21 protein-coding genes and 1 pseudogene are annotated in these 22,744 nt (G+C 66.5%); 11 read left to right on the forward strand and 11 right to left on the reverse strand.

Annotation, left to right across the window (positions count from 1 at the left end):
* The first annotated feature begins 231 nt into the window (after nt 1-231).
* The 6 genes from EAG14_RS15575 to EAG14_RS15600 all read left to right on the forward strand — a co-directional run bounded on the left by EAG14_RS15575 (nt 232) and on the right by EAG14_RS15600 (nt 7,153).
* Nucleotides 232-1,194 carry an ABC transporter permease gene (locus EAG14_RS15575; RefSeq protein WP_099740398.1) on the forward strand — a complete coding sequence of 321 codons (963 nt, stop codon included), beginning with the start codon at nt 232-234 and terminating at the stop codon, nt 1,192-1,194.
* Between the two features lie 17 nt (nt 1,195-1,211).
* Entirely contained in the window at nt 1,212-2,120 is a 909-nt protein-coding gene (locus EAG14_RS15580; protein WP_121729430.1) for an ABC transporter permease, read from the forward strand.
* Nucleotides 2,117-3,142: an ABC transporter ATP-binding protein gene (locus EAG14_RS15585; protein WP_121729431.1), complete on the forward strand. Its 1,026-nt coding sequence runs from the start codon at nt 2,117-2,119 to the stop codon at nt 3,140-3,142. Before EAG14_RS15580 ends, EAG14_RS15585 begins: the two co-directional genes overlap by 4 nt.
* Nucleotides 3,139-4,041, forward strand: coding sequence for an ATP-binding cassette domain-containing protein (locus EAG14_RS15590; RefSeq protein ID WP_121729432.1), 903 nt, complete (start codon nt 3,139-3,141; stop codon nt 4,039-4,041). Before EAG14_RS15585 ends, EAG14_RS15590 begins: the two co-directional genes overlap by 4 nt.
* A gap of 114 nt (nt 4,042-4,155) precedes the next feature.
* On the forward strand, nt 4,156-5,646 hold the full coding sequence (locus tag EAG14_RS15595; RefSeq protein ID WP_121729433.1) for an ABC transporter substrate-binding protein: 1,491 nt from the start codon (nt 4,156-4,158) through the stop codon (nt 5,644-5,646).
* A 103-nt stretch (nt 5,647-5,749) separates the two neighbouring features.
* The gene (locus EAG14_RS15600) at nt 5,750-7,153 is read left to right on the forward strand and encodes an amidase (protein ID WP_121729434.1); all 1,404 of its coding nucleotides are present in this window, start codon (nt 5,750-5,752) and stop codon (nt 7,151-7,153) included.
* Between the two features lie 95 nt (nt 7,154-7,248).
* On the opposite strand, the gene EAG14_RS15605 is transcribed toward EAG14_RS15600, so the two are convergent.
* Nucleotides 7,249-8,673 carry a YdgA family protein gene (locus tag EAG14_RS15605; protein ID WP_121729435.1) on the reverse strand — a complete coding sequence of 475 codons (1,425 nt, stop codon included), beginning with the start codon at nt 8,671-8,673 and terminating at the stop codon, nt 7,249-7,251.
* 278 nt (nt 8,674-8,951) lie between these two features.
* Between EAG14_RS15605 and EAG14_RS15610 the strand changes: the two genes are divergently transcribed.
* Both EAG14_RS15610 and EAG14_RS15615 read left to right on the forward strand, forming a co-directional pair.
* A complete protein-coding gene (locus EAG14_RS15610; protein ID WP_121730509.1) occupies nt 8,952-9,560 on the forward strand; it encodes a hypothetical protein in 609 nt (202 codons plus the stop codon).
* Between the two features lie 28 nt (nt 9,561-9,588).
* Complete coding sequence (locus EAG14_RS15615; RefSeq protein ID WP_121729436.1) at nt 9,589-10,929, forward strand: tetratricopeptide repeat protein; 1,341 nt, start codon at nt 9,589-9,591, stop codon at nt 10,927-10,929.
* Between the two features lie 120 nt (nt 10,930-11,049).
* On the opposite strand, the gene EAG14_RS15620 is transcribed toward EAG14_RS15615, so the two are convergent.
* On the reverse strand, nt 11,050-11,964 hold the full coding sequence (locus tag EAG14_RS15620) for an AraC family transcriptional regulator (protein WP_121729437.1): 915 nt from the start codon (nt 11,962-11,964) through the stop codon (nt 11,050-11,052).
* 96 nt (nt 11,965-12,060) lie between these two features.
* Here EAG14_RS15620 and EAG14_RS15625 point away from each other — a divergent pair, with 96 nt between their 5' ends.
* Together EAG14_RS15625 and EAG14_RS15630 are read left to right on the forward strand one after the other, a co-directional pair.
* A complete protein-coding gene (locus tag EAG14_RS15625) occupies nt 12,061-12,606 on the forward strand; it encodes a carboxymuconolactone decarboxylase family protein (RefSeq protein ID WP_121729438.1) in 546 nt (181 codons plus the stop codon).
* 99 nt (nt 12,607-12,705) lie between these two features.
* Entirely contained in the window at nt 12,706-13,407 is a 702-nt protein-coding gene (locus EAG14_RS15630; RefSeq protein WP_121729439.1) for an MOSC domain-containing protein, read from the forward strand.
* Nucleotides 13,408-13,411: 4 nt separating this feature from the next.
* On the opposite strand, the gene EAG14_RS15635 is transcribed toward EAG14_RS15630, so the two are convergent.
* The 9 genes and pseudogenes from EAG14_RS15635 to EAG14_RS15675 form a co-directional block, all read right to left on the reverse strand.
* The gene (locus EAG14_RS15635) at nt 13,412-14,083 is read right to left on the reverse strand and encodes a histidine phosphatase family protein (protein ID WP_121729440.1); all 672 of its coding nucleotides are present in this window, start codon (nt 14,081-14,083) and stop codon (nt 13,412-13,414) included.
* A gap of 122 nt (nt 14,084-14,205) precedes the next feature.
* The gene (locus tag EAG14_RS15640) at nt 14,206-14,853 is read right to left on the reverse strand and encodes a LysE family translocator (protein WP_121729441.1); all 648 of its coding nucleotides are present in this window, start codon (nt 14,851-14,853) and stop codon (nt 14,206-14,208) included.
* 147 nt (nt 14,854-15,000) lie between these two features.
* Nucleotides 15,001-15,243 (reverse strand): hypothetical protein, encoded by a 243-nt coding sequence (locus tag EAG14_RS15645; protein WP_233194729.1) that lies wholly within the window; start codon nt 15,241-15,243, stop codon nt 15,001-15,003.
* 21 nt (nt 15,244-15,264) lie between these two features.
* On the reverse strand, nt 15,265-16,098 hold the full coding sequence (locus EAG14_RS15650; RefSeq protein ID WP_121729442.1) for a DUF429 domain-containing protein: 834 nt from the start codon (nt 16,096-16,098) through the stop codon (nt 15,265-15,267).
* A 176-nt stretch (nt 16,099-16,274) separates the two neighbouring features.
* Complete coding sequence (locus EAG14_RS15655; protein WP_121729443.1) at nt 16,275-17,156, reverse strand: DMT family transporter; 882 nt, start codon at nt 17,154-17,156, stop codon at nt 16,275-16,277.
* A gap of 244 nt (nt 17,157-17,400) precedes the next feature.
* Complete coding sequence (locus tag EAG14_RS15660) at nt 17,401-17,823, reverse strand: BLUF domain-containing protein (RefSeq protein ID WP_099658303.1); 423 nt, start codon at nt 17,821-17,823, stop codon at nt 17,401-17,403.
* A gap of 2 nt (nt 17,824-17,825) precedes the next feature.
* Nucleotides 17,826-18,554, reverse strand: a complete 729-nt coding sequence (gene folE, locus EAG14_RS15665) for a GTP cyclohydrolase I (RefSeq protein WP_099659059.1) — start codon at nt 18,552-18,554, stop codon at nt 17,826-17,828.
* A gap of 172 nt (nt 18,555-18,726) precedes the next feature.
* On the reverse strand, nt 18,727-19,953 hold the full coding sequence (clsB, locus tag EAG14_RS15670; protein ID WP_121729444.1) for a cardiolipin synthase ClsB: 1,227 nt from the start codon (nt 19,951-19,953) through the stop codon (nt 18,727-18,729).
* A 33-nt stretch (nt 19,954-19,986) separates the two neighbouring features.
* A pseudogene (locus tag EAG14_RS15675) lies at nt 19,987-20,723 on the reverse strand (endonuclease/exonuclease/phosphatase family protein).
* 241 nt (nt 20,724-20,964) lie between these two features.
* Between EAG14_RS15675 and EAG14_RS15680 the strand changes: the two are divergent.
* Nucleotides 20,965-22,740, forward strand: a complete 1,776-nt coding sequence (locus EAG14_RS15680; RefSeq protein WP_121729445.1) for a response regulator — start codon at nt 20,965-20,967, stop codon at nt 22,738-22,740.
* Nucleotides 22,741-22,744: the final 4 nt, after the last annotated feature.

Consider the following 22,744-nt stretch of genomic DNA (forward strand, 5'->3'; position numbering starts at 1 on the left):
GCGAGGCTCCCACAGGCGCCAGGGGCCGCCTGAATACGAAGGGACAGGGCCATGGATGGGGCCACCGAAGAGGGCAAGGCAAACGTCATGGCCGTGATTATCCCGCGACCATGGCACAAAGCTTGCACACCTGGGCACAACCCACTGCCCGCAGAAGGGGCGCTTTGCCGCTATGCTTTGTCCGCACATGCATTGATACCTCCTCTCTTGCCTCGCCACTGACACCTCCCCATGGGACTGTTTCTCCTCAAACGATTGACCACGCTGCTCGCCACCTTGCTCGGCGCGTCTGCGGTGGTGTTCCTGGTGCTGGAGATACTTCCGGGCAATGCCGCACAAATGCTGATGGGCCCGGATGCGTCTCCCGAGGCCGTGGCCGCCTTGGCCAGCAAATTGGGGCTGGACCAGCCCGCGCTGCAGCGCTATGGGCAATGGATCGGAGGCCTGGTGGGAGGCAACATGGGCGAAAGCTACGCCTACAGCTCGCCCGTGCTGGACCTGGTGCTGGAGCGGCTGGCCCTCACGGTGCCGCTGGCGCTCATGGCCATGGTGATCACCACCGTGCTCGCTTTGCTGGCAGGCGTCTATGCCGCCTCGCGCCACAACCGCTGGGGCGATGTGGGCGTGATGGCCCTGGCACAGGTGGGCATCGCCATCCCCAACTTCTGGTTTGCCATCCTGCTGATCCTGCTGTTCTCGGTCAAGCTGCAATGGTTTGCGGCGGGCGGTTTTCCGGGCTGGACCGAGGACAGCGGTGGTGGACTTCTGCAAGCACTCCAGGCGCTGCTGTTGCCTGCCATTGCCCTGGCCGTGGTGCAAGCGGCCATCCTGGCCCGCATCACCCGATCGGCCGTGCTGGAGGTGCTGCGCGAAGACTTTGTGCGCACCGCCCGCGCCAAGGGCCTGTCGCAACGGGCCGCACTGTGGGGCCATGTGCTGCGCAACGCCATGATCCCGGTGGTCACCGTCATGGGGCTGCAATTTGCCTCGTTGCTGGCGGGCACCATCGTGGTGGAAAACGTGTTCTACCTGCCGGGGCTGGGGCGGCTGATTTTCCAGTCCATCGCCAACCGCGACCTCATCGTGGTGCGCAACTGCGTCATGCTGCTGGCGGCCATGGTGATCGTGGTGAATTTTGTGGTGGACATCCTTTACGCGGTGATCGACCCTCGCGTGAAGGCCAGCGACATCTGAGAGGCTGAACCTGCCCCATGGCCAAAGACACCTCCACACTCGCTTCGGCGCAGGCCACAGGCCCACAGCCCGCGCCCGCTGCCCTGCGCCCGCCCACCTGGGTGCAGCGTGCACTGCGCCACCGCAGCTTTGTGCTGGGTGCCGTGCTCACGCTGTTCATGCTCGGCACCGCCGCGCTGTCCCTGGTCTGGACACCCTGGTCGCCCTATGAGGTGGACATGGCCAGCAAGCTGCAGGCCCCTTCGGGCGCGCACTGGCTGGGCACCGATGCCTTTGGGCGCGACATCGTCTCGCTCATCATGGTGGGGGCGCGCAACTCCATCCTCGTCGGCGTGATTGCGGTGGGCATCGGCATGGGCATCGGCACCGCGCTGGGCCTTCTGGCCGCTGCACGGCGCGGCTGGGTAGAAGAAGCCATCATGCGCCTGGCCGACTTCACCTTCGCCTTCCCTGCCCTGCTCCTGGCCATCATGCTCACGGCCGTGTTTGGCGCGGGCATCGTCAATTCCATCATTGCCATCGGCATCTTCTACATACCGACCTTCGCGCGGGTCACCCGGGCGTCGGCCAATGCCGTGTGGTCGCGCGAGTACATCCTGGCGGCCCGCGCCTGCGGCAAGGGGCCCTGGCGCATCACGCTGGAGCATGTGCTGCCCAACATCCTTTCCGCTTTGATTGTTCAGGCCACCATCCATTTTGCACTGGCCATCCTGGCCGAAGCGGCCTTGTCGTACCTGGGCCTGGGCACACAACCGCCCGAGCCCTCCTGGGGCCGCATGCTGAGCGAGGCCCAGACCCTCATGTTCCAGGCCCCCATGCTGGCCGTCTGGCCCGGCGTGGCGATTGCCCTGGCCGTGCTGGGGCTGAACCTGCTGGGCGACGGTTTGCGCGACCTGATGGACCCCCGTTTGGCGAGGAAGAGATGACATTGCTTGAAGTCTCCAACCTCCGCATCCGCTTGCAGACCCACCGGGGCCCCGCCGATGCGGTGCGCGGCGTGGGCTTTGCGCTGGGGCGTGGCGAGACGCTGGGGCTGATTGGCGAGTCGGGCTGCGGCAAATCGCTCACCGCCATGGCGCTCATGGGGCTGCTGCCTGACAGCGCAGAAGTCTCGGGCAGCATCCAGTTTGACGGACAAGAACTGGTGGGCCGCAGCGACGCGCAGATGTGCCAGTTGCGCGGGCACCGCATCGGCATGGTGTTCCAGGAGCCCATGACCGCGCTCAACCCCGTGCACACCATAGGCCGCCAGGTGGCCGAGCCCTTGCGCAGGCACCTGGGCCTGGATGCCAGCACCGCACGCCAGCAAGCCATTGCCCTGCTTGACCGCGTAGGCATCCCCAGCGCGGCGCAGCGCTTTGACGCCTACCCACACCAGTTCTCGGGCGGCCAGCGCCAGCGCATCACCATCGCCATGGCACTGGCCTGCGGGCCAGACCTGCTGATTGCCGATGAGCCCACCACCGCGCTGGATGTGACCATCCAGCAGCAGATTTTGGACCTCATCAGCGACCTGGTGGCCGAACGCCACATGGCGCTCATCCTCATCTCGCACGACCTGGGCGTGATCTCGCAGAACGTGGACCGCATGCTGGTGATGTACGGCGGCAGCGTGGTCGAGAGCGGCCCCACGGCCTCGGTGTTTGCGGCCATGGCCCACCCCTACACGCGCGGCCTGCTGGCCGCACGCCCGCAGATGGGCGCGCAGCGGACACCCACAGCGCGGCTCGCCACCATCGCAGGCACGGTGCCCGAGCTGGTGGATTTGCCCACAGGCTGTACCTTTGCAGGCCGCTGCGCCTTCACCGCACAAGCCTGCCACGGCACCTGCCCGCAGGCCACCGTGGTCGCGCACGATGCAGACGGTGTGCACGAGGTGCGCTGCCTGCGCCCCGAGGCCATGCAGGCGGCCAGCCACACCGCCCAGACCACTCAGGCAGCCGCATGACCCTGTCCACCCCCTCTTCGGCCCCACCAGCCCTCGACGCGCCTCTGCTCGAAGTGACCGACCTGGTGCGTGAATACACCCTGCCCCGCGAGCACCTGCTGCGCCCACCGGCCAAAGTGCAGGCTCTCAAAGGCGTGAGCTTTTCCATGCCCAGCGGCCGCAGCCTGGGCATCGTGGGCGAGTCAGGGTCGGGCAAATCCACTCTCGCCCGCACCGTGATGGCGCTGGACACCCCCACCTCGGGCAGCGTGCACCTGCTGGGCCGCAACCTGCACCAACTGGCCCCAGCAGCGCTGCGCCAGGCCCGGCGGGATTTTCAAATGGTGTTCCAAGACCCCTACGGCTCGCTGGACCCGCGCCAGACGGTAGAGCGCATCGTGAGCGAGCCCCTGCAGGCCCAGGGCGAAACCACCCGCGCCATGCAACGCGAGCAAGCCGCCGAAGTGCTGGCCCAGGTGGGCCTGCGCACCAACGACCTGGACAAGTACCCGCATGAATTCTCGGGCGGGCAGCGCCAGCGCATTGCCATTGCGCGGGCCCTCATCACCCGGCCCCGGCTCATCGTGGCGGACGAGCCGGTCAGCGCCCTGGATGTGTCGGTGCAAGCCCAGGTGCTCAACCTGCTGCAGGATTTGCAGCAGACCTTTGGCGTGAGCTACCTGCTCATCAGCCACGACCTGGCCGTGGTCAACCACCTGTGCGATGAGGTCGTGGTGCTTTACCAGGGGCAGATTGTGGAACGCGGTGCACCTGCGCAACTGTTCCACCACGCGCAGCACCCCTACACCCAGGCCCTGGTGGCCGCGGTGCCCCAGGTGCAGCCGGGGCGGGCGCGTGCAAGGCGGCTGGCAGCGGCGGCCGCACGCGCCCACAGCCCTGCCCCCGCGCCTGCGGCGTGACGTCCCAAAGGCTGTCGATGGTGTACAAAGCGCTCTGTCTCCCGCCCCGCTGCCACGCACCGATGCGCGGGCGGCTGCAGGTTTTTGTCTGGTCTTAGTCTGGAGTTTGCGAACATGCTGAACCGCCGATCCGTCCTCGCCACTGGCGCCCTGGCCGCCATCCCACTCGCCGCCCCCGTGGGTGCACTGGCCCAGGGCCGCAAAGACGCCGTGGTGCTCGCCATGACCCTGGAGCCCCCAGGCCTGGACCCCACGGCCGGGGCCGCGTCGGCCATTGCCGAGATCGTGCAATACAACGTGTTCGAGACGCTCACCAAGATCAACGCCGACGGCAGCGTCACGCCCCTGCTGGCCGAAAGCTGGGAGGTCTCGCCCGACCTCAAAACCTACACCTTCAAGCTGCGCCGTGGCGTGAAGTTCCAAAACGGCGAGCCCTTCAACGCAGCCGCAGTGAAGTTCTCGTACGACCGCGCAGGCGGCGAAAAAAGCACCAACAAAGACAAGCGCACCTTTGCCAACCTGACCACCCAGGTGGTGGACGAGCACACCCTGGTGGTGCTGAACAAGGACATCGACCCCGACCTGCTGTTTGCGCTGGGCCAGGCCACCTCCATCATCGTGGAGCCCAAGAGCGCCGACACCAACGCCACCAAGCCCGTGGGCACTGGCCCCTACCAGCTGGGGGCCTGGAACAAGGGCTCGTCCGTGGTGCTGACGGCGTGGGATGGCTTTCGCACCCCGGGCGCCGCCAAAATCCGCCGCGCCACCTTCCGATTCATCTCAGACCCCGCCGCCCAGGTGGCCGCCTTGCTGGCGGGCGATGTGGACTTGTTCCCCCGCGTCACGCCGCGCAGCGTGGCGCAGTTCAAAGCCAACCCGCGCTTTCAGTTGCTGGTCTGTGGCTCACGGGCCAAGACCATCCTCGCCATCAACAACGCCAAGAAGCCGCTCGATGATGTGCGCGTGCGCCGCGCCATCGCTGCGGCCATTGACCGCAAGGCCGTGATCGAAGGCGCGGGTGACGGCTACGGCGCCCCCATCGGCAGCCACTATGTGCCCGGCGCGTTTGGCTATGTGGACACCACAGGCGTCAACCCGTTCGACATCGAAAAGTCCAAAAAACTGCTGGCCGAGGCAGGCGTCAAGACCCCGCTGGAGCTGACCCTCACCTTGCCCCCCACGCCCTATGCACGCCAGGGCGGTGAGGTCATCGTGGCCCAGCTGGCCAAGGTCGGCATCGTGGCCAAGACGCAAAACGTGGAATGGGCGCAGTGGCTCAGCGGCACCTATGGCAACAAGAACTACGACCTGACCCTCATCTCGCATGTCGAGCCCTTCGACCTGGGCAACTTCGCCAAGCCCGACTACTACTGGGGCTACCAGTCGGCCAAGTTCAACGACCTGTACAACCAGATCAAGAACGCAGCCCGCCCGCAAGACCGGGCCCGCCTGCTGGGCGACGCACAAAAGCTGCTGGCCGAAGACGCTGTGCACGCCTTCCTGTACCAGCCACAGTGGATCACCGTGGCGAACAAAAACCTCAAAGGGTTGTGGAAGGACATGCCGGTGTTTGTGAACGACCTCTCCGCCCTCTCTTGGTCATGATGCCCATGCTGCCTCTGCGGCAGCGGATTACTCCTTAAATGATAGCTGCTAGCGCTTTATTCATAAGCGCTATCAGCCATTTTCATTGATAGCCCCCCCCGCCATGACCGCACTGCACGACCTGCCCGCCCACGACCTGCTTGCAGCCTACCGCCAGCGCACGCTGTCCCCCGTGGAGATCACGCAGGCCGTGCTGGCGCACATGGAGCGCTGGGAGCCCCACATCCGCGCCACCTACTTGCTGCGGCCTGAGCACGCGCTGGCGCAGGCCCGCCAGAGCGAAGCCCGGTGGCAGCGCGGCGAGCCCCAAGGTCTGCTGGATGGCGTGCCTGTCACCATCAAAGAAAACATCGCCACCCAGGGCGACCCCACGCCGCTGGGCACCGCCGCCGTGCCGCTGGTGCCTGCGCTGGCCGATGCGCCCCCCGCCGCCCGCCTGCGCGAGGCCGGCGCAGTGATGGTGGCCAAGACCACCATGCCCGACTACGGCATGCTGTCCTCAGGGCTGTCGAGCTTTCACCCCCTCTCGCGCAACCCGTGGGATGTGAGCAAGGGCCCGGGCGGCTCCAGCGCCGGGGGTGGCGCTGCCGCAGCGGCGGGCTATGGGCCGCTGCACATTGGCACCGACATCGGTGGCTCGCTGCGCCTGCCTGCCAGCTGGTGCGGCATCTTCAGCCTCAAGCCCAGCCTGGGGCGCATTCCCATCGACCCACCCTACACCGGCCGTGCGGCGGGCCCCATGACGCGCACCGTGCAGGACGCCGCGCTGATGATGCAGGTGCTCAGCCTGACCGATGCGCGCGACAGCATGAGCCTGCCGCCGCAGACCATTGCCTGGGACGACCACGACCAGGGCGTGCAACGCCTGCGCGGCCTGCGCATCGGCCTGCTGCTGGATGCCGGTTGTGGCCTGCCCGTGGAAGACGAAGTGCGTTCTGCGGTGGAACATGCCGCCCGCCTGTTCGAGCAAGCCGGTGCCCGCGTGACGCTGATGCAGCCCTTCATGACCCAGGCCATGCTCGACGGCATGGACCACTTCTGGCGCATGCGCTCGCACATGGATTTGCAAGCCCTGCCCGATGCGCAGCGCGCCAAGGTGCTGCCCTACATCCGCGCCTGGGCCGAGAGCGCGGCGGGCTTCACGGGCACGCAGGTGTTCCAGGCCAGCCAACAGTTCCACCTCACACGGGTCGCCACGGTCAAGGCATGCAGCGCGTTCGACTACGTGCTCTCGCCCGTGGCCCCCATGCCCGCCTTTGCGGCGGAGCTGCCCTCGCCCACCAATGACCCGCTGCGGCCGCTGGAGCACATTGGCTTCACGGTGCCGTTCAACATGTCCGAGCAGCCCGCAGCGTCCATCAACTGCGGCTACACCGCCAGCGGTCTGCCCATCGGGCTGCAAATTGCCGGGGCACGGTTTGACGACCTGGGCGTGCTGCAGGTGGCGCGGGCCTTTGAGCTGATCCGCGACCCGCAGCGGCCTTGGCCCCAGCCGCCCGCACGCTGACGCTGCCATGTAAAAAGCCCCGGTCACCTGTGCGGTGACCGGGGCTTTTTTGTACCGTCGCACAGCCGCCCTGAGGGCAGTCGCGGGCCGGTGGATTACTGCAGGAAGTTAGGCAAATCCATCACCTTGCCATTGAGCTTGGCCTGGCCGCCTTCCATCTTCAGCGAGCTGGTCAGGTTGTCGCCCTCCTGGCGCACATAGCCAGCGGCCTGGGCCATGCCGATCATGCCGTCCATGTCCTCGCTCTTGAACTCTTGCTGGCCAGCGGCCTTGGCCAACTGGGGCAGCCAGGCCTTGGGCAGGCGCACATCGGCATGCAGGGTCGAGTTCTTGAGCAGCACAGGGCCCCAACCGGCCTGGGTCACTTCGTCAGCAGAAGGGGCGCGGGTCACCTCGCCACCGTACGACAGCTCGCCTTGTTGCCCGCCCAGCGTGGCAAAGAACTTCATCGAATACGCAGGCAACGCGGCCGTGAGGCGCTGGGCGTTGTCGGCCAGCAGCTTCATCAGCTTGCCGCCCTGCTCTTCGTTGGCCATGGTCATGGCCTTGAACCCGTCCTTGCTGTAGCTCTCGACCATCAGCACCTGCAGGCTCTTGAGCACATCGGCGTCGATGCGCTGGAGCTTCTCTTCAAAGCCGATGGACTCAAAATCCACCGGGCCGATCAGGCCCTTGCCCTTGATCGATGTGCTGACGCTCATCAGTTTGTCCGCACGGTCAATGGTGGTGGTGCCCGCCAGGTCCTTCAGCGACATCAGCGGCTTGGCAGCGCCGTCCTTGGGGGTGCTGGTCGCTTCAATCTGCGCAAAGCGCATGTTGCCCTTGCCCGGTGCCAGCATCCACAGGCCATCGATGATCTGGTTCTCGAAGTCGCCCGTCATGCCCTTCATCGACACGGCAAAGCGGTCACCCGAGCCGCCCAGGTCTTCGTCCGCAGATTTGTTCACCCCCGAGAAAGACATCTCGGGCCACTGGAGGCTGCCCTTGACGCGTGTGCGGTCGCCATTGACCGAGAACTCGGTCTTCATCTCTTGCCAGCGCAGCGTCACTTCTTCGTCACCCACTTCGCCAGCTGGCACCAGCAGGGTGGCATCGTGGCCGCCCATCAGGCCGTGCACGGTGGTGAGCGTGGGGGCTGTCACCTTGGCCAGGTCCTTGGCGGCTTTTTCATCCAGGCCGTCCAGGGCAAAGCGTGTGTCCACCACGGCGGCGGCCAGGCGGGCACCGGCCAGCGGGCCGTGGCGCACCGCGCTGTTCACCACCACGCGCAGGGGCTGGGCTGGCTTGTTGGTCTCGGCATCGGCAGGCGGCGTCCATTGCAGCACCAGCTTGGCCTGCGAAGTGAAAAAGCCCTTTTGGTAGTCCTGCGACACCACGGCTTCAGCGCCCAGCACCTTGCGCACTTCCTCCAGCGCCTCGTTGTAGCTGGCTTGCGCACGTTGGCCCATGTACCAAGTGGCGCCACCATAGGCCACCACGGCCAGCGCCACGGCGGCGCCCAAAGCTGTTTTTTTGCTCATTTTGAATCTGTGAATTGGGTTACCCACCCCCTCGGATGGTGCGCGGGAGAATACCAGCGCCTCTGAGCACCCAGGCCAAGCCCCTACGTTCCATATGCAAGCAGATGTGCATTTGTAGGCACTGCAGCCCACAAATTGATCTCCCGCACGACCCACCCCGCACTGCGCAGCCTTTTTGCGGTGCTGCGTTGACTCGGCGGGAATATCCGCTATCTTTGGGTAAGACCACCCTGGCGGCCAGCCCGCCTCACTTTTTCACGCCTTCACTGCAGCACTTCATGGACCTTCTCTTCATGGCGATCCTCATCGCCTCCGGCACCTACATGCTCAATGCCAAAGAGCAGCGCAAACGCATCGCCATTTTGGGCATGCACCTGAGCCATTACCAGATTGAAAAGCTCATGGAAGCCCTGACCGAAGGCTACATGCGCGCCCTGGGCGAGAGCAGCGCAGAGCGGCGCGACCAAGTGTGGTCGCTGCTGAGCACCACAGAGCAGCAACTCAGCGAGCAATTCAGCCGCTTTGCCGCCGATTTCGCCAAGGTCAGCGAAGAGGATGCACGCGTGAGCCGCTTGCCCATCGCCCTGCCCTTTGCCGACAAGCTGCTGCCTGCCCTCACCTTTGACATGCGCCAGGCCCTGGCCATCCACGCCAAGGGCATCGCCCATGTGGTGCAAAACACCGCACACCTGGCCACCAAAGACCGCGCCTTCATGATGACGGCCGAGCTGTTTTTGATGCAGCACACCTGCCACTGGTACTGCAAGTCCAAAACCATCGCCTCGGCCCGCATGATGGCGCGCCACCAGACGCCGCACGCGCAGTTGGTGGAATCGGTCTCTGAGACCACCCGGCGCGCCTATCTGGCGCTCATCCAGGGCGAATAGGCGCCCCGCCCGTCGCCAGCCACCTCACATGCAAGGCCGTGCACCCTCCCTGGCCGACAGCCTGGGCAACCCGCTCACGCTGCATCACACAGGCAGCGTGGATGCGGTGAACGACTTTGTAGAAGGCTTCATCGCCTGCGAAGCCAGGGCCGTGAACGTGCTGCAAGCCGCAGGCGATACCAGTGCCATGGTGCAGGCCTGCTGCGCCGCGCTGCACATGTTTGCCGAATCGGCCGAGGCACCGCGCAACGCGCACCCCTTCATCACCCAGGCGCAGGCCAGCGCCCACCAGGCCAGCGAGCGCGAGCAGCGCTTTGTGGCCGCCGTGGCCGCGTGGGTGGATGGCAATGTGCCCCGCGCCATTGCCCTGCACGAAGAGCAAGCCCGCCTGCACCCGCGTGACCTCGCCTCCCTCAAGCTGGGCCAGTACCACCTGTTCAACCGGGGCGACTCGCCCGGCATGCTGCGCCTGGCCTTGCAGGCCCTGCCCGCTGCGCCCGAGGTGCCCTACCTGCACGGCATGCTGGCCTTTGGCTGGGAGCAGTGCCACCGCCTCCAAGAGGCCGAGGCTGCGGCCCGTCACGCCATCGCCCTGTGCCGCAAGGAGCCCTGGGCCCAGCACGCCCTGGCGCATGTGATGCTGACGCAAGGCCGCATCCGCGAGGGCGCGGCCTTCATGGCCAGCGTGAACGACACCTGGACGGGACTGAACTCCTTCATGGTCACGCACAACTGGTGGCACCAGGCGCTGTTTTTGCTGGAGCAAGACCTGCACGCCGAGGCCCTGCACCTGTACGACACGCAGGTCTGGGGGGTGGTCAAGGAGTATTCGCAAGACCAGATCAACGCCATTTCCCTGCTGGTGCGGCTGGAGTTGGCGGGCGTGGACGTTGGCGACCGCTGGGCCAATGTGGCCCGCTACCTGGCTGCGCGTGGGCAGGACCAAGTGCTGCCCTTTCTCGACCTGCAATACCTGCTGGGGCTGGGCCGTGCGGGCGAAGACGCTGCTGCCGCACGCCTTATGGCCCATATCGAAGCCCATGCCGCCAGCCGCACCGAGGCACAAGAACGGGCGGTATGGCAGGGCGTGTGCGTGCCCGCCGCGCGCGGCATTCAAGCATTTGCACAAGAGCAATGGGGCGATGCCGTCGCAGGCCTGGGCCAGGCCCTGCCCCAGTTGGTGGAGATTGGCGGCAGCCATGCGCAGCGCGACCTGTTCAGCCAGCTGTACCTGCACGCCTTGCAGTGCAACGGGCAATGGGCATCGGCCCAGAACCTGCTGCAGCCGCAGTGCAATGCGCAGCCGCAATCGCGGCGGCTGGCGCGGCAGATGCACACGGTGAACACGGCGCTGGGTTTGCCAGATTGAGAACTTGCTTTCTCTCTCCAACCCGTTAAGCCTTCAAGCCTTTCAGGCCTCTAGCGCTCTATCCACAAGCGCCAGAAGCTATCAAATCAATAGCAAACAATCAGCCAAAGCATTAGCAGCTCAAGGCCCATCCACGGTCTCCGTCGCTTCGGCCTTGAGCCATGCACGGGGCGACGCACCCACCACCTGCGTGAACGCCCGGCTGAAGGCTGCCGGGCTGGCATAGCCCAGCCCGTCACTCACCGACTTGACCGCCGCCCCGCTGCGCAACTGCGCCTGGGCGATGGACACCCGCCAGCGCAGCAGGTAGTCGCCCGGCGGGGTGCCCACCACCGCCTTGAATTCAGCGGCAAAGCCGCTGCGTGACATGCCCGCCACCTGGGCCATGCGGTCCAGGGACCAATCGGCGCCGGGCTGCTCGTGCACGGCGGTGAGCGCGCGGGCCAGCTTGGGGTGGGCCAGGCCCGCCAACACGCCGGACTGGATGCCGCTGTGCGCGGGCTGGTCCAGCAGCCAGCGCAGCATCTGCAGCAGCAGCACCTCAAACAAGCGGTCGGCCAGCAGGCGCTGGCCGCAGCGCACGCGCTCGGTCTCGGCAAACAGCAAGTCCAGCGTTTGCCCAATGCCCTGCACCTGTGCCACGGGCAGCGCCAGCACCGAGGGCAAGGCCTGCACCAGCGGGTGGCGCACGCCGCCATCAAAGTCCAGCGTGGCGCACACAAAGTCGCTGCCATCGACCGGAGCGTTGTGAAAGTCGTGGTCCAGCGGCCGGGGGTAGAACAGCAGCGTGGGCTCGCTCACCTGCAGGCGGCGCGGGGCCCCGCTGCGCGGCTGGTGCGTGACCACCATGTCGCCCCGCCGCAGCACATGCAAAAAGGCCCGCCCCGGCTGCGCCGCAAAGTGCGTGACGCCACACAGCGGCCCCGCGTGGAACAGGTGCGCCCGCACGCGAAAGCGCTCCAGCAGGGCCGAGAGGCGGTCCACCCCTGCGTTGGGTGCCGCTGGGGCTTCTGAAGAAGGGGTTGGTGCACTCATTGGACGATCTGCATTGTTTGATGTATTTTATGAATCCAATCATACAAACATCCGCCCCACACTAGAGGCTCTTTCACACCACCCACAGGAGTCTTTATGAACCGCATCCCCCTCATCGACCGCGCCCACACCAGCCCCGACCGCAAGGCACTGCTGGACCAGATCCACGGCGCCTTTGGGGCCACACCGAACATGTTCCGTGCCGTCGCCAATTCGCCCGCCGCGCTGCAAAGCATGTGGGCCGCCTTTGGCGCACTGGGCAGCGGCACGCTCAGCGCCAAGCTGGGCGAGCAGATTGCCGTGGCCGTGGCCAACCGCAACGCGTGCGAGTACTGCCTGGCCGCCCACACGGCGCTGGGCCGCAAGGCCGGTGCCACCGCCGACGAAATGGCCGCCGCCCAGGTGGGGAACGCTGGCGATGCCGCCACCCAGGCGGCGCTGAACTTCGCCCTCAAGGTGGTGGAGCAGCGCGCCCAGATCACCGCCGACGATGTGCAGGCCCTGCGCACCGCGGGCTTCAGCGACGAAGCCGTGATGGAAATCCTGGCCCATGTAGCGCTGAACCTGTTCACCAACTATGTGAACGTGGCTTTTGAGGTGCCGGTGGATTTCCCTGCCGTCAAACTGCGCCCTGCAGCCTGATCTGCACACGCAGCAATAGCCCACATCGCCCGCCCGTGGCGCGCAGGGCCCAAGCCGGGCCCTGCGCCACACCTTTGACCAAGAAACGCGAAACACCCCATGACCCCACCCACCGCCCACATCCTGCAAGTGCTGACCGGAGCCGTGGCCCCACTGGGCGAAGCCGGTGCCACCAGCGCCATTGCCAAGCAGCCCGTGGCCCATCCGGTTGCCATCGGCCCGCTGGGGCTGGCGGGCGATGCCCAGGCCGACCTGCGCGTGCACGGCGGGCAGGACAAGGCGGTGCACCTGTATGCCTGGGAGCACTACGCCCAGTGGCAGCGCGAGCTGGGCAACCTGCCCCTGCTGCAAGCCCCCGGCGCGTTTGGAGAGAACCTGGCATTGACGGGCCTGGACGAGGCCGGTGTGTGCCTGGGCGACCACTGGCGCGCGGGCAGTGCGGTGCTGGAGGTCACGCAGGGCCGCCAGCCGTGCTGGAAGCTCAACCTGCGCTTTGGCGTGCCCGACATGTCGGCCCGCGTGCAAAACACCCTGCGCGCGGGCTGGTACTGCCGCACGCTGCAAGGCGGTGTGGTGCAGGCGGGCGACAGGCTGAAGCTGCTGGAGCGGCCCCACCCCGGCTGGACGGTGCAGCGCCTGCTGGCGCTGATCCGCGACCGGGAATGCGATCCCGCAGCGTTGAGCGGTGTGCTGGAGCTGCCCCTGCCGCCTTCCTGGCGCAAGCTGTTTGCGCGGCGGCTGGAGCAAGGGCTGGCGGAGAACTGGGAGGCGCGGCTGCAAGGCGCCCAACCGGAACGCTGAGAACTCAGCGCACCAGCAATTTCTTCTGGTCGTACACCGGCTGCGCGGGCAGGTCTGCCAAGTGGCGGGTGTCGGCCCAGTGCAGCACCTCAATGGCATCGCCCTGCAGGCGCACACGGCTCAGGCCTGCGTTGGGGATGTCGCTTTGCCGGGGGCCGCTCAGGCCCAGGCCCTGGGCGGTGCGCCACACCATGTCCAGCACGCCGCCGTGGGTCACCACCGTCACCGTCTGCCCCGCGTGCTGCGCGGCCAGGCGGCGCACGGCGTCCATAACACGGGCGTGGAACTGGCGTGTGGTTTCGCCCCCGGGCATGGCGTGGTCGGCATCAAAGCGCAGCCAGTCGGCCCAGGCCTGGGCGTGCTGCTGCTGGATGTCGCTCACCCGCATGCCATCCACCTCGCCAAAGTGCTGCTCGCGCAGCCCGGCATCGGTCAGCCCCTCCAGCGCCAAATGCGGCAGCAAGGCCTGGGCCACGGGTTGCGCAGTTTGCTGGGCACGGATGAGGTCGCTGCACACCAGGTGATCGACCACGCACTGCTCTTGCGCCAGCCGCTGCGCCAGGCGGCGGGCCTGCTCATGCCCCATCGCGTTCAGGGGCACGTCCACCTGGCCCTGAAAACGCAGCTCACGGTTCCAGTCGGTTTCGCCATGGCGGATGAGGATGAGTTCGGTCATGGCGTCATTTTTGAAGATACAGACGCAAATGACAAGCAAAAACAGCGCCTAGCGCTTGAACCACAAGCGCTAGCAGCTATTCAATTCATAGCAAACTCTGCAGCCTCAGCGCTGTAGGGGATTCAACGCTGAGAGGTCGCCAGGCGCACCGCCAGGCCCAAAAACACCACGCCCGCAATGCGGTTGAGCCACTGCTGCGCCCGGGGCGAGCGCAACAGCAGCGCACCAAACACGCCAGAGAAGCAGGCGATGGCGCCAAACACCAGCAGCGCCGCCACGATGAACACCAGCCCCAGCACCATGAGCTGCCCGCCCATGGGTCCACGGGCAGGGTCGGCAAACTGCGGCAAAAAGGCCAGGAAGAACACCAGCACCTTGGGGTTGCTGAGGTTCATGACCACGCCGCGCCCCACCATGCGCCACAGGCTGGGGGCTGCCGCGCCCGCCGATGCCGCCGCGGTGCCGCCCGCATCGCCCGACGGCGCCGGGGCCCGCAGCGCTTGCCATGCCAGCCACGCCAGGTAGGCAGCGCCCAGCAGCTTGAGCACCGTGAACGCCACGGCCGAGGCCGCAAACACCGCCGCCAGCCCCAGCGCCACGGCCGCCGTGTGCCCCACCAAGCCCATGCACAGCCCCACCACCACGGCCATGCCCGCACGCCAGCCGCGCTGGGCCGATTGCAGCAGCACAAAGAGGTTGTCTGGCCCGGGGGTCAGGCCCAGAAGAATGGAGACGCCGAAAAAGGCCAGCAAGGTATCGGTAGAAGGCATGAATCTATCGCCACGCGAATGGCGCAAAGGTGCAAAAAAGCCCGTGGTGAAAGTGACGGGCAAACGGAACAAGCAGGCCGCCACGCCACGCCGGGCAGCAACCTGCCATTGTGCCGCTACGGCGCAGGCACAGCGCCGCAACAGGCGCTATCGCACAGGCACCACGATGACCTTGCGGCGGGGCTGGCAGCCGGGGCCGTCATAGGGCGGGCTGTCGCGCTCCCAGCCAGGGCCGGGCGAGGTCTGGGCGCATACCCGCGCACCATCGACCTTGCTGCGCCAGTAGTACCAGGGCGCAGGGGCGGCCTGCAATGCAGAGGCGGCCAGGCCCGCGCACAACGCCAGGGCCGACAGACGGATGCACCAGTGCAGGGGTTGGGGGTGGTTCATGGTGGGCAGAGATTCGAGGCACTAGGGAACAGGGGCGGTCACGATCCAGCCTTCCAGCGCATCGAGCCCCGGTGGCAGGCCATACAGCGCGTCGCCCTGCACATGCTCGCGTTGCGCCCAGGCGGCTTGCAGCAGGCACAGCGTAGCGTCCAGGCTGTCGCCGCTGGCGTCTGCCACCAGCGCATCGCGCTGCGCGTGGCTGAGCTTGAGGCGCAGGCCCAGGCGGGTCTGCCCCATCTCCAGCGCGTTGACTAGGTCCTTGCGGGCAATGAGGCGCTCGGGCGTTTGCTTGGCGCGGTCGTCGCTTTTGTAGCTGCGCCGCTGCAGCACCTCGCGCGCCAGCAGGCCGGGGTAGGCCTCCAGCGCCACGCGCTGGGCATCGCCTGCGCCAGGGGGCATCAGGCCGGGCAACCAGACCCCGGCCTCCAGCAACAAGGGCACGCCGGCGTGCAGCATGTAGGCCACCGGCGGGTTCACCCACTTCATCGAGGGGCTGGAGCCCGCGGGGCCATCAGTGGCGCGGTGGGCAAACTTGCCGCCCACGGGCCGGGCATCGCAAAAGCCCGCAAAGGCCTCACGGATCTGCTCGCGCGTGAGGCTGCGGTAGTGCTGCATGCAGGCACGCCAATCGGTGGGCCAGCGCAACGTCTGCACCAGTTCACGCGGCAGGCCAAAGGGCAAATCGAAGCCGCCCACCCAAGGCCGGGATTGGCCCAGCCACTGGGCAAACGCAGGCAAGGTCTCGATGCGCTCCAGCGCCAGCAATTGCACACGCACACCGTCGCTGCGGCCCAGCGCCAGCACGATGGGTTTGCGGCGACTGGGGCTGCTGGAGAAATCGCAGCCGACTAACATGCCTATTCCTTTCAGACTCTGAACTACCTACGGGGCGCAACCTACGCTACTGGCACGACAAACGCCAGCGCCCCCGCGCAAGGGCCGCCCCGCCCCGCTGGGGGCGTCCCCCACCCAACTCGCGCCGCGAGATGAGAGAGGGGGAAGGCGCGAAGCGACTCAGGGGGTGCATCTTGTCATCCTAAAGCCAGTGCCGTGACGCCCGCGGCAATGCACACGGCCCCGCACACGCGCGCCAGCCGGTCGCCCTCGCCCAGCAAATGCCCGCCAATCAGCGCGGCAAACAGCATGGACACTTCACGCGCCGGGGCCACATGCGACATGGGGGCCTGCTGCATGGCATACAGCACCAGCACGTAGGCCACGGGGCTCACCAAGGCCACCAGCAGGGCAAATCGCCATTGCGCCAGCCACAGCGTGCGGGCTGTGGGCAAGTCACGCAGCACCACGGGGGCCAGCAGGCCTACGCGCACAAAGTTGCCCATGTAGTCGATGAGGATGGGCGACATCAGCAGCACCTTGACGGCATAGCCGTCCACCACCGTGTAGCTGGCAATGAACGCCCCGGTGAGCAAGCCGTAGGCAATGCCTTTGTGCACGCGCTCACGCGCAGCGGGGTCGTGCGCTGCGCGCAGCAGGCCGGGGCCACCGGCAATCAAAAACACCCCGCCCACCACGCCTGCAATGCCCAGCGCGCCCAGGGCCGAAATTTGCTCGCCCAGCAAGGTGATGGCCACCAGCGACGACAAGAGCGGCCCAGAGCCCCGCGCCAGCGGGTACACCACCGTGAGATCGGCCACGCGGTAGCCGCGCAGCAGGATCACGTAATACAGCACATGCAGCACGCCGCTGGCCACCACAAAGCCCCACTCCACCGCGCCCCATAGCGGCACCGCATCACGCCCCAGCCACCACCCCAGCGGTGCCCAGAAAAACATCATCAGCGCCGAGGTAAAAAACGCAAAACGCGAATCGCCCCCCGCTTTCTTGGCTGCAATGTTCCAACAGGCATGGATGAGCCCGGCAAGGATGATGAGGGCGAAGGCGTTAAGGGTCACGGCTGAAAAGAAGAACGGCTTGAATGCAAAAAGCCGCAGCGCCTGGGGCTGCGGCTTGGTGTGGCGTGAAAGGGTCTGTCTATTGCAGGGTTGAATATCGCTCAAGGCATCTGCAACTGGCGCGACCCCAGCCAGCGGCCACCGTGCAAGGGCCGCCCCGCCGCACTGGTGGCGTCCCCCTGCCCGCACCGCGCAGCGGTGCGAGAGCGGGGGGAAGGCGCGCAGCGCCTCAGGGGGGTGATCCTTATGCCCTGCCGATGATGGAGGCCGTGGCCATCAGCTCTTCGAGCAGCGCAAACGACACCTTGCCCGACACGGCATACGGGTCCAGCTCGGGCTTTTCAGAGTACTTGAGCAAGATGGAATGGTTGATCTTGTTGAGATTGACCTGCCCCATGGTCCAGCCGCCAAAGCGGCGCTCGGAAATCTCTTCGTAGTGCAGCAGTTCCACATCCTTGTGGCGCACATCGCGCTGGATGTGGCCGTATAGCTCGCTGACGGCCGAGCGGCCGCCTTCGATAGCTTGCAGGAACACACCGCCGCCGTAGCACAGCACGCCGGTGATGCCGCAGCCCGGGTTGTGCTGGCGCGACTGGGTGAGGATGGCTTCGATGGCGGCGGGCGAGGTGTCGACCGCGCGGCTGGCGTAGAGCAGGCGTACCAACATGGTCAGTTCTTTCTGGGGATGAGGGACAGGAATTCGCGGCGCAGGGCGCTGTCCTTGAGGAACACGCCGCGCATGACGGAGTTGATCATCTTGCTGTCCATGTCGCGCACGCCGCGCCAGGACATGCAGAAGTGGCTGGCCTCCATGACGATGGCCAGGCCGTCCGGCTGGGTCTTTTCCATGATCAGGTCGGCCAGTTGCACCACGGCTTCTTCCTGGATCTGGGGGCGGCCCATGATCCAGTCGACCAGGCGCGCGTACTTGGACAGGCCGATCACGTTGGTGTGCTCGTTGGGCATCACGCCGATCCAGATCTTGCCGATGACGGGGCAGAAGTGGTGGCTGCAGGCGCTGCGCACGGTGAGCGGGCCCACGATCATCAGCTCGTTGAGGTGCTCGGCGTTGGGAAATTCGGTGATGGGTGGCGCGGCCACGTAGCGGCCTTTGAACACCTCGTTGAGGTACATCTTGGCCACGCGGCGCGCGGTGTTGTGGGTGTTGTGGTCGCCCGCCGTGTCGATCACCATGCTGTCGAGCACGCCCTGCATCTTGGCTTCGACTTCGTCCAGCAGCTTTTCCAACTCGCCTGGCTCGATGAACTCGGCAATGTTGTCGTTGGCGTTGAAGCGTTTGCGAGAGGCGTTGATCCGCTCGCGGATCTTCACGGAAACGGGGGTGCCTTCTTCATCCGGCGGGGTGGGCGTCATAGCGGCAGCGGGTTGACTGGACATGGGCACATCCTACCAGCGATCGCACCACGCAGTGCTGCAAAGGTTTTAGGCCCCTAGCGCTTATTGGATAAGCGCTAGCAGCTACCAAATACATAGCAAACCACGCAACCAATGCAGGCCAGGCCCTGCCATGCAGCACCACCCCAGGCGGTCAAGCGCCACGGCAGCGGCGTCAGTAGCGGTTGCCGGTGATCCACAACGCCAGCCGCATCAGGCCAAAAGCCACGCGGTCCAGCACGCGCTGGCGCAGGGGGCGCCCAGCGTAGCGGGCCGGGTCCATGCGCCGCCCGGCGTGCTGCATGGCGTGTACCAAGCGCTGGCGCAGGTCGGCGGCAAAGGCGGCGTCTTCCACCACCACGTTGGCCTCGCGGGCCAGCAGCAGGCTCAGGGGGTCGAGGTTGGACGAGCCCACCGTGGCCCAGGGCTTGTCGCCCCGCGCATCGACCACGGCCACCTTGGCGTGCAGGAAGCTGGGTTCGTACTCGTGGATTTCCACGCCCGCCTCCAGCAGCGTGCCGTACACAGGGCGCGCCGCGTGGTACTGCATGAAGTATTCGTAGCGCCCCTGCAGCAGCAGGCGCACACGCACGCCCCGGCGAGCCGCCATCAGCAGGGCCTTGCGCAGCTTGCGCCCGGGCATGAAGTAGGCGTTGGCGATGATGACCTCATGCCGGGCGGCGCCAATGGCACGCAGGTAGGCTTTTTCAATGCGGCTGCGGTTGCGCACGTTGTCACGCAGCACCAGGGCCGCGCGCACGGGGGACGAACCCTGGCCTGGCCCGGCAGGTTGCTGCGCGTGGTGCTGGGCACTGGCCGTGCGCAACGCCAGCAGGGCTTCGGGCAGGCGGCGTTTGCGCACGTCACGCACGGCCTGCATGCGCCACCACAGCTGCTCCATGGTGTCGCTGGCCTGCGCCACCAGGCTGCCCGTGGCGCGCACGGCAAAGTCAAAGCGCGGGGCGTCGAGGGCGCCATGGTTGGGGTCGTGAAAGTCGTCCAGCACATTGATGCCGCCACAAAACAGCACCCGCCCATCGACCACGCACAGCTTGCGGTGCAGGCGCCGCCAGCGGTGGGGCAGCAGCAGGCCCAGGGTGCCCAGGGGCGAGTACACGCGCCACTGCACCCCGGCGGCGCTCAGGCGCGCCGCCCAGGGCTCGGGCAGGCGCCCGGTGCCCACGCCGTCCACCACCAGGTGGGTGCGCACGCCCCGCTGCGCTGCGCGGATCAACGCATCTCCCACGCTGGCGCCCGCGCCGGTGAAGTCGAAGATGTAGGTTTCAAACTGGATGTCGCTGAGCGCGGCATCCATGGCCTGCACCAGCGCAGGAAACAATTCCTGCGCGCCTTGGTACAGCTGCACGTCGTGGTCGCGCGCAAACTCTGGCGTCTGGGTCATAGCCTGGGCGGAGATAAAGACAGGGCCACGGGGTCAGAGCTTGAATTCAGCGATCAGCGGCAGGTGGTCTGACATGCGCCACCAGATGCGGCCACGCGGCACATGCAGGCCCAGGGGCGTGAGGCCCCGCACGTAGACATGGTCCAGTTGCGCCAGCGGCAACCGCGCCGGGTAGGTGTAGGCGCGGGGGCATCGAACTCGTGCAGCCCGTACCCCGCCAGGATGCGCTTGAGCTGGGGGCCCCAGTCGTTGAAGTCTCCCGCCACCACCACGGGTTCGCTGCGGGGAACCTCGCGCTCAATGAACTGCTGCAGCCGCTCGACCTGCCGCACGCGGCTGCCGGGAATCAGCCCCAGGTGCACCACGATGGCATGCAGCGGCCGCCCCTGCACCTGCACCTGCACATGCAGCAGCCCGCGCTGCTCAAAGCGGTGGTCAGAGATGTCTTCATGCTGGTGGCCCACCACGGGCCAGCGCGTCAGCAGCGCGTTGCCGTGCTCGCCATGCTTGGTCACGGCATTGGTGCGGTACACGGCCTCATAGCCCTCGGGGGCCAGAAAGTCGGCCTGCGGCAGCTCGGGCCAGTGGTGAAAGTAGGCCTGCTCGCGCCGGTGCAGCTTGCGCACTTCCTGCAGGCAGACCAGGTCGGCGTCCAGTTGCTCCACGGCCAGACCGAGGTTGTGGATCTCCAGCCGTCGCGCGGGCCCCAGGCCTTGCACGCCTTTGTGGATGTTGTACGTGGCTACGCGCAAGATGTCGGTGTGATCCATGGCGCTGATTGTGTCGCAACGGCGCCGCGCAGAGCGCATCAACGGGCTTTCCCGCATCCGCAAAGCCACCAAAGTGGGCATACACTAGCCGCAATTCACCCACAGGCCGTGTGCTTAAACACAACCCAGTGGCTGCGCCACGAGCAAGCGGCGGAAACAAAGCCTTTGGCTCGTGCCGTTCGCAGTGGCAGAGGTGAACGCGCGATTTCAGCGGACCGTTATTTGCGAGACAGCACCCCCGATGGCCACAGGCAAAGATCAGGACCCTCAGGACAGCCAGGCACTGGTGATTGACAGCAATGCCACGTCACGCAGCATCCTGGTGGCCCAGCTGCGCGAATACGGGGTGAGCAAGATCGTGCAGTGCAGCCGCGTGCGCGATGCCCGCAACCGGCTGGAGCACACCGTATTTGACTACGTGCTGTGCGAGCAGTACTTCACCGAATCCAACCACTCGGGCCAGACCCTGCTGGACGATCTGCGCCGCGCGCAGTTGCTGCCGTTCTCCACCGTGTTTTTCATGGTGACGGCCGAAGCGTCCTACGCCGCCGTGGCCGAGGCGGCCGAGTCCGCACTGGACGGCTACCTGCTCAAGCCCTTCACGCCCAGCGCCCTGTTTGAACGCATGAGCCTGGCGCGGCTGCGCAAAGTCCACCTCAAGCCCATCTTCGACGCCATTGAGCAAGACGACTTCAAGCTGGCCGCCAGCCTGTGCGCAGAGCGCTTTGAGGCGCGCCAGCCGTATTGGCTGTATGCCGCGCGCATCGGCACCGAGCTGCTGCTGCGCCTGGGCCGCCACGCCGAGGCCCGCACCCTGTTCGAAGCCGTGATTGCAGCGCGTGCCCTGCCCTGGGCCAAGCTGGGGGTGGCGCGCGCGCAGATTGAGTCAGGCCAGGCCCAGCGCGCCATCACCACTCTGCAAGGGCTGATTGGCGAAGACGCATCGTTTGCCGATGCCTACGACGTGCTAGGCCGCGCGCAGGTGGAGCTGGGGCACTTCAGCGAGGCCATCGAAACCTACCGCGTTGCCAGCGAACTGACCCCGGACTCGGTGGTGCGCCTGCAAAAGCTGGGAATGATGTCGTACTACATGGGCGAGCGGGCCACCGCCACCCGGGTGCTGTCGCGGGCGGCCATTCTGGGGCTGGATTCCAAGCTGTTTGACTGCCAGTCGCTGGTGCTGCTCACGTTCGCCTACTTTGCCGACAACGACCGCAAGGGCATTGAGCGCTGCATGGCGGACTTTGCGCGCCTGCTCGAGCGCCACGAAAACACCAACAGCCCGCGCATCCTGCGGTTTGTCGAAATTTCCCGCACCCTGCAGCTCATCCAGCAGCGCCAGTTCTCCCAGGCCGTGGCCTCGGTCAAGCAGATGGCGCTGGAAATCATGGAGAGCAGTTTCGACTTTGAAGCGGCCTGCAACCTGGGCAGCCTGCTGGCCGTGCTGGCCACCACGTCGATTGAGCTGGACGAGGGACCGATGTGGGTGAATGCCATTGGCATGCGCTACGCCAACACACGGGGTCTCTGCGAGTTGATGGCCAATGCCTGCAACCTGTACCCCCCTTATGCAGACAGCGTGCGCGAGTGCCTGCAGCACATCAACAAAAGGGCCGAAAAGGCCATGGCCCGCAGCCTGTCCGGCGATGCCGCAGGCGCTGTGCGCAATCTGATCCGGCACGGAGGCGAGACACTCAACTCCAAACTGGTGGACATGTCGCAGCAGGTGCTGCTGCGACACCGCGAGCGCATTGAAGAAAGCGACGAGCTTCAGCAGGAGATTGACGCATTGCGTGCCCGCTGCGGCACGGCCCCAACGCGCGCGGTGCTGGGGCAAGACAGCGAACGGCACCCAGGCGGCGTGGTCATCCGCACACGCTCATCGTCGGGCGATGCCGAAGGGGCGGCGCGGCCACGCACAGACAGCATGCCCTCCGCCCAGGCCCCGGCGGAAGACCCCGCAGCGCAGTGGAGCGAGGCGGACCCGTTGGACAAGCTCAGGCTGCGCCCCGGTTGAAGCG

The sequence above is a fragment of the Acidovorax sp. 1608163 genome (assembly GCF_003669015.1).
In the GTDB taxonomy this organism is placed as follows: Bacteria; Pseudomonadota; Gammaproteobacteria; order Burkholderiales; family Burkholderiaceae_C; genus Acidovorax.

Bases quoted from the DNA above. Each gene is read 5' to 3' on its own strand.
- EAG14_RS15650 (WP_121729442.1), bottom strand. From the start codon at position 16,098: ATGTTAGTCGGCTGCGATTTCTCCAGCAGCCCCAGTCGCCGCAAACCC.
- EAG14_RS15610 (WP_121730509.1), top strand. From the start codon at position 8,952: ATGGACCTTCTCTTCATGGCGATCCTCATCGCCTCCGGCACCTACATG.
- EAG14_RS15585 (WP_121729431.1), top strand. From the start codon at position 2,117: ATGACATTGCTTGAAGTCTCCAACCTCCGCATCCGCTTGCAGACCCAC.
- EAG14_RS15605 (WP_121729435.1), bottom strand. From the start codon at position 8,673: ATGAGCAAAAAAACAGCTTTGGGCGCCGCCGTGGCGCTGGCCGTGGTG.
- EAG14_RS15660 (WP_099658303.1), bottom strand. From the start codon at position 17,823: ATGTTGGTACGCCTGCTCTACGCCAGCCGCGCGGTCGACACCTCGCCC.
- EAG14_RS15625 (WP_121729438.1), top strand. From the start codon at position 12,061: ATGAACCGCATCCCCCTCATCGACCGCGCCCACACCAGCCCCGACCGC.
- EAG14_RS15615 (WP_121729436.1), top strand. From the start codon at position 9,589: ATGCAAGGCCGTGCACCCTCCCTGGCCGACAGCCTGGGCAACCCGCTC.
- EAG14_RS15620 (WP_121729437.1), bottom strand. From the start codon at position 11,964: ATGAGTGCACCAACCCCTTCTTCAGAAGCCCCAGCGGCACCCAACGCA.
- clsB (WP_121729444.1), bottom strand. From the start codon at position 19,953: ATGACCCAGACGCCAGAGTTTGCGCGCGACCACGACGTGCAGCTGTAC.
- EAG14_RS15590 (WP_121729432.1), top strand. From the start codon at position 3,139: ATGACCCTGTCCACCCCCTCTTCGGCCCCACCAGCCCTCGACGCGCCT.
- folE (WP_099659059.1), bottom strand. From the start codon at position 18,554: ATGTCCAGTCAACCCGCTGCCGCTATGACGCCCACCCCGCCGGATGAA.
- EAG14_RS15575 (WP_099740398.1), top strand. From the start codon at position 232: ATGGGACTGTTTCTCCTCAAACGATTGACCACGCTGCTCGCCACCTTG.
- EAG14_RS15680 (WP_121729445.1), top strand. From the start codon at position 20,965: ATGGCCACAGGCAAAGATCAGGACCCTCAGGACAGCCAGGCACTGGTG.
- EAG14_RS15600 (WP_121729434.1), top strand. From the start codon at position 5,750: ATGACCGCACTGCACGACCTGCCCGCCCACGACCTGCTTGCAGCCTAC.
- EAG14_RS15635 (WP_121729440.1), bottom strand. From the start codon at position 14,083: ATGACCGAACTCATCCTCATCCGCCATGGCGAAACCGACTGGAACCGT.
- EAG14_RS15595 (WP_121729433.1), top strand. From the start codon at position 4,156: ATGCTGAACCGCCGATCCGTCCTCGCCACTGGCGCCCTGGCCGCCATC.
- EAG14_RS15645 (WP_233194729.1), bottom strand. From the start codon at position 15,243: ATGAACCACCCCCAACCCCTGCACTGGTGCATCCGTCTGTCGGCCCTG.
- EAG14_RS15580 (WP_121729430.1), top strand. From the start codon at position 1,212: ATGGCCAAAGACACCTCCACACTCGCTTCGGCGCAGGCCACAGGCCCA.
- EAG14_RS15630 (WP_121729439.1), top strand. From the start codon at position 12,706: ATGACCCCACCCACCGCCCACATCCTGCAAGTGCTGACCGGAGCCGTG.
- EAG14_RS15640 (WP_121729441.1), bottom strand. From the start codon at position 14,853: ATGCCTTCTACCGATACCTTGCTGGCCTTTTTCGGCGTCTCCATTCTT.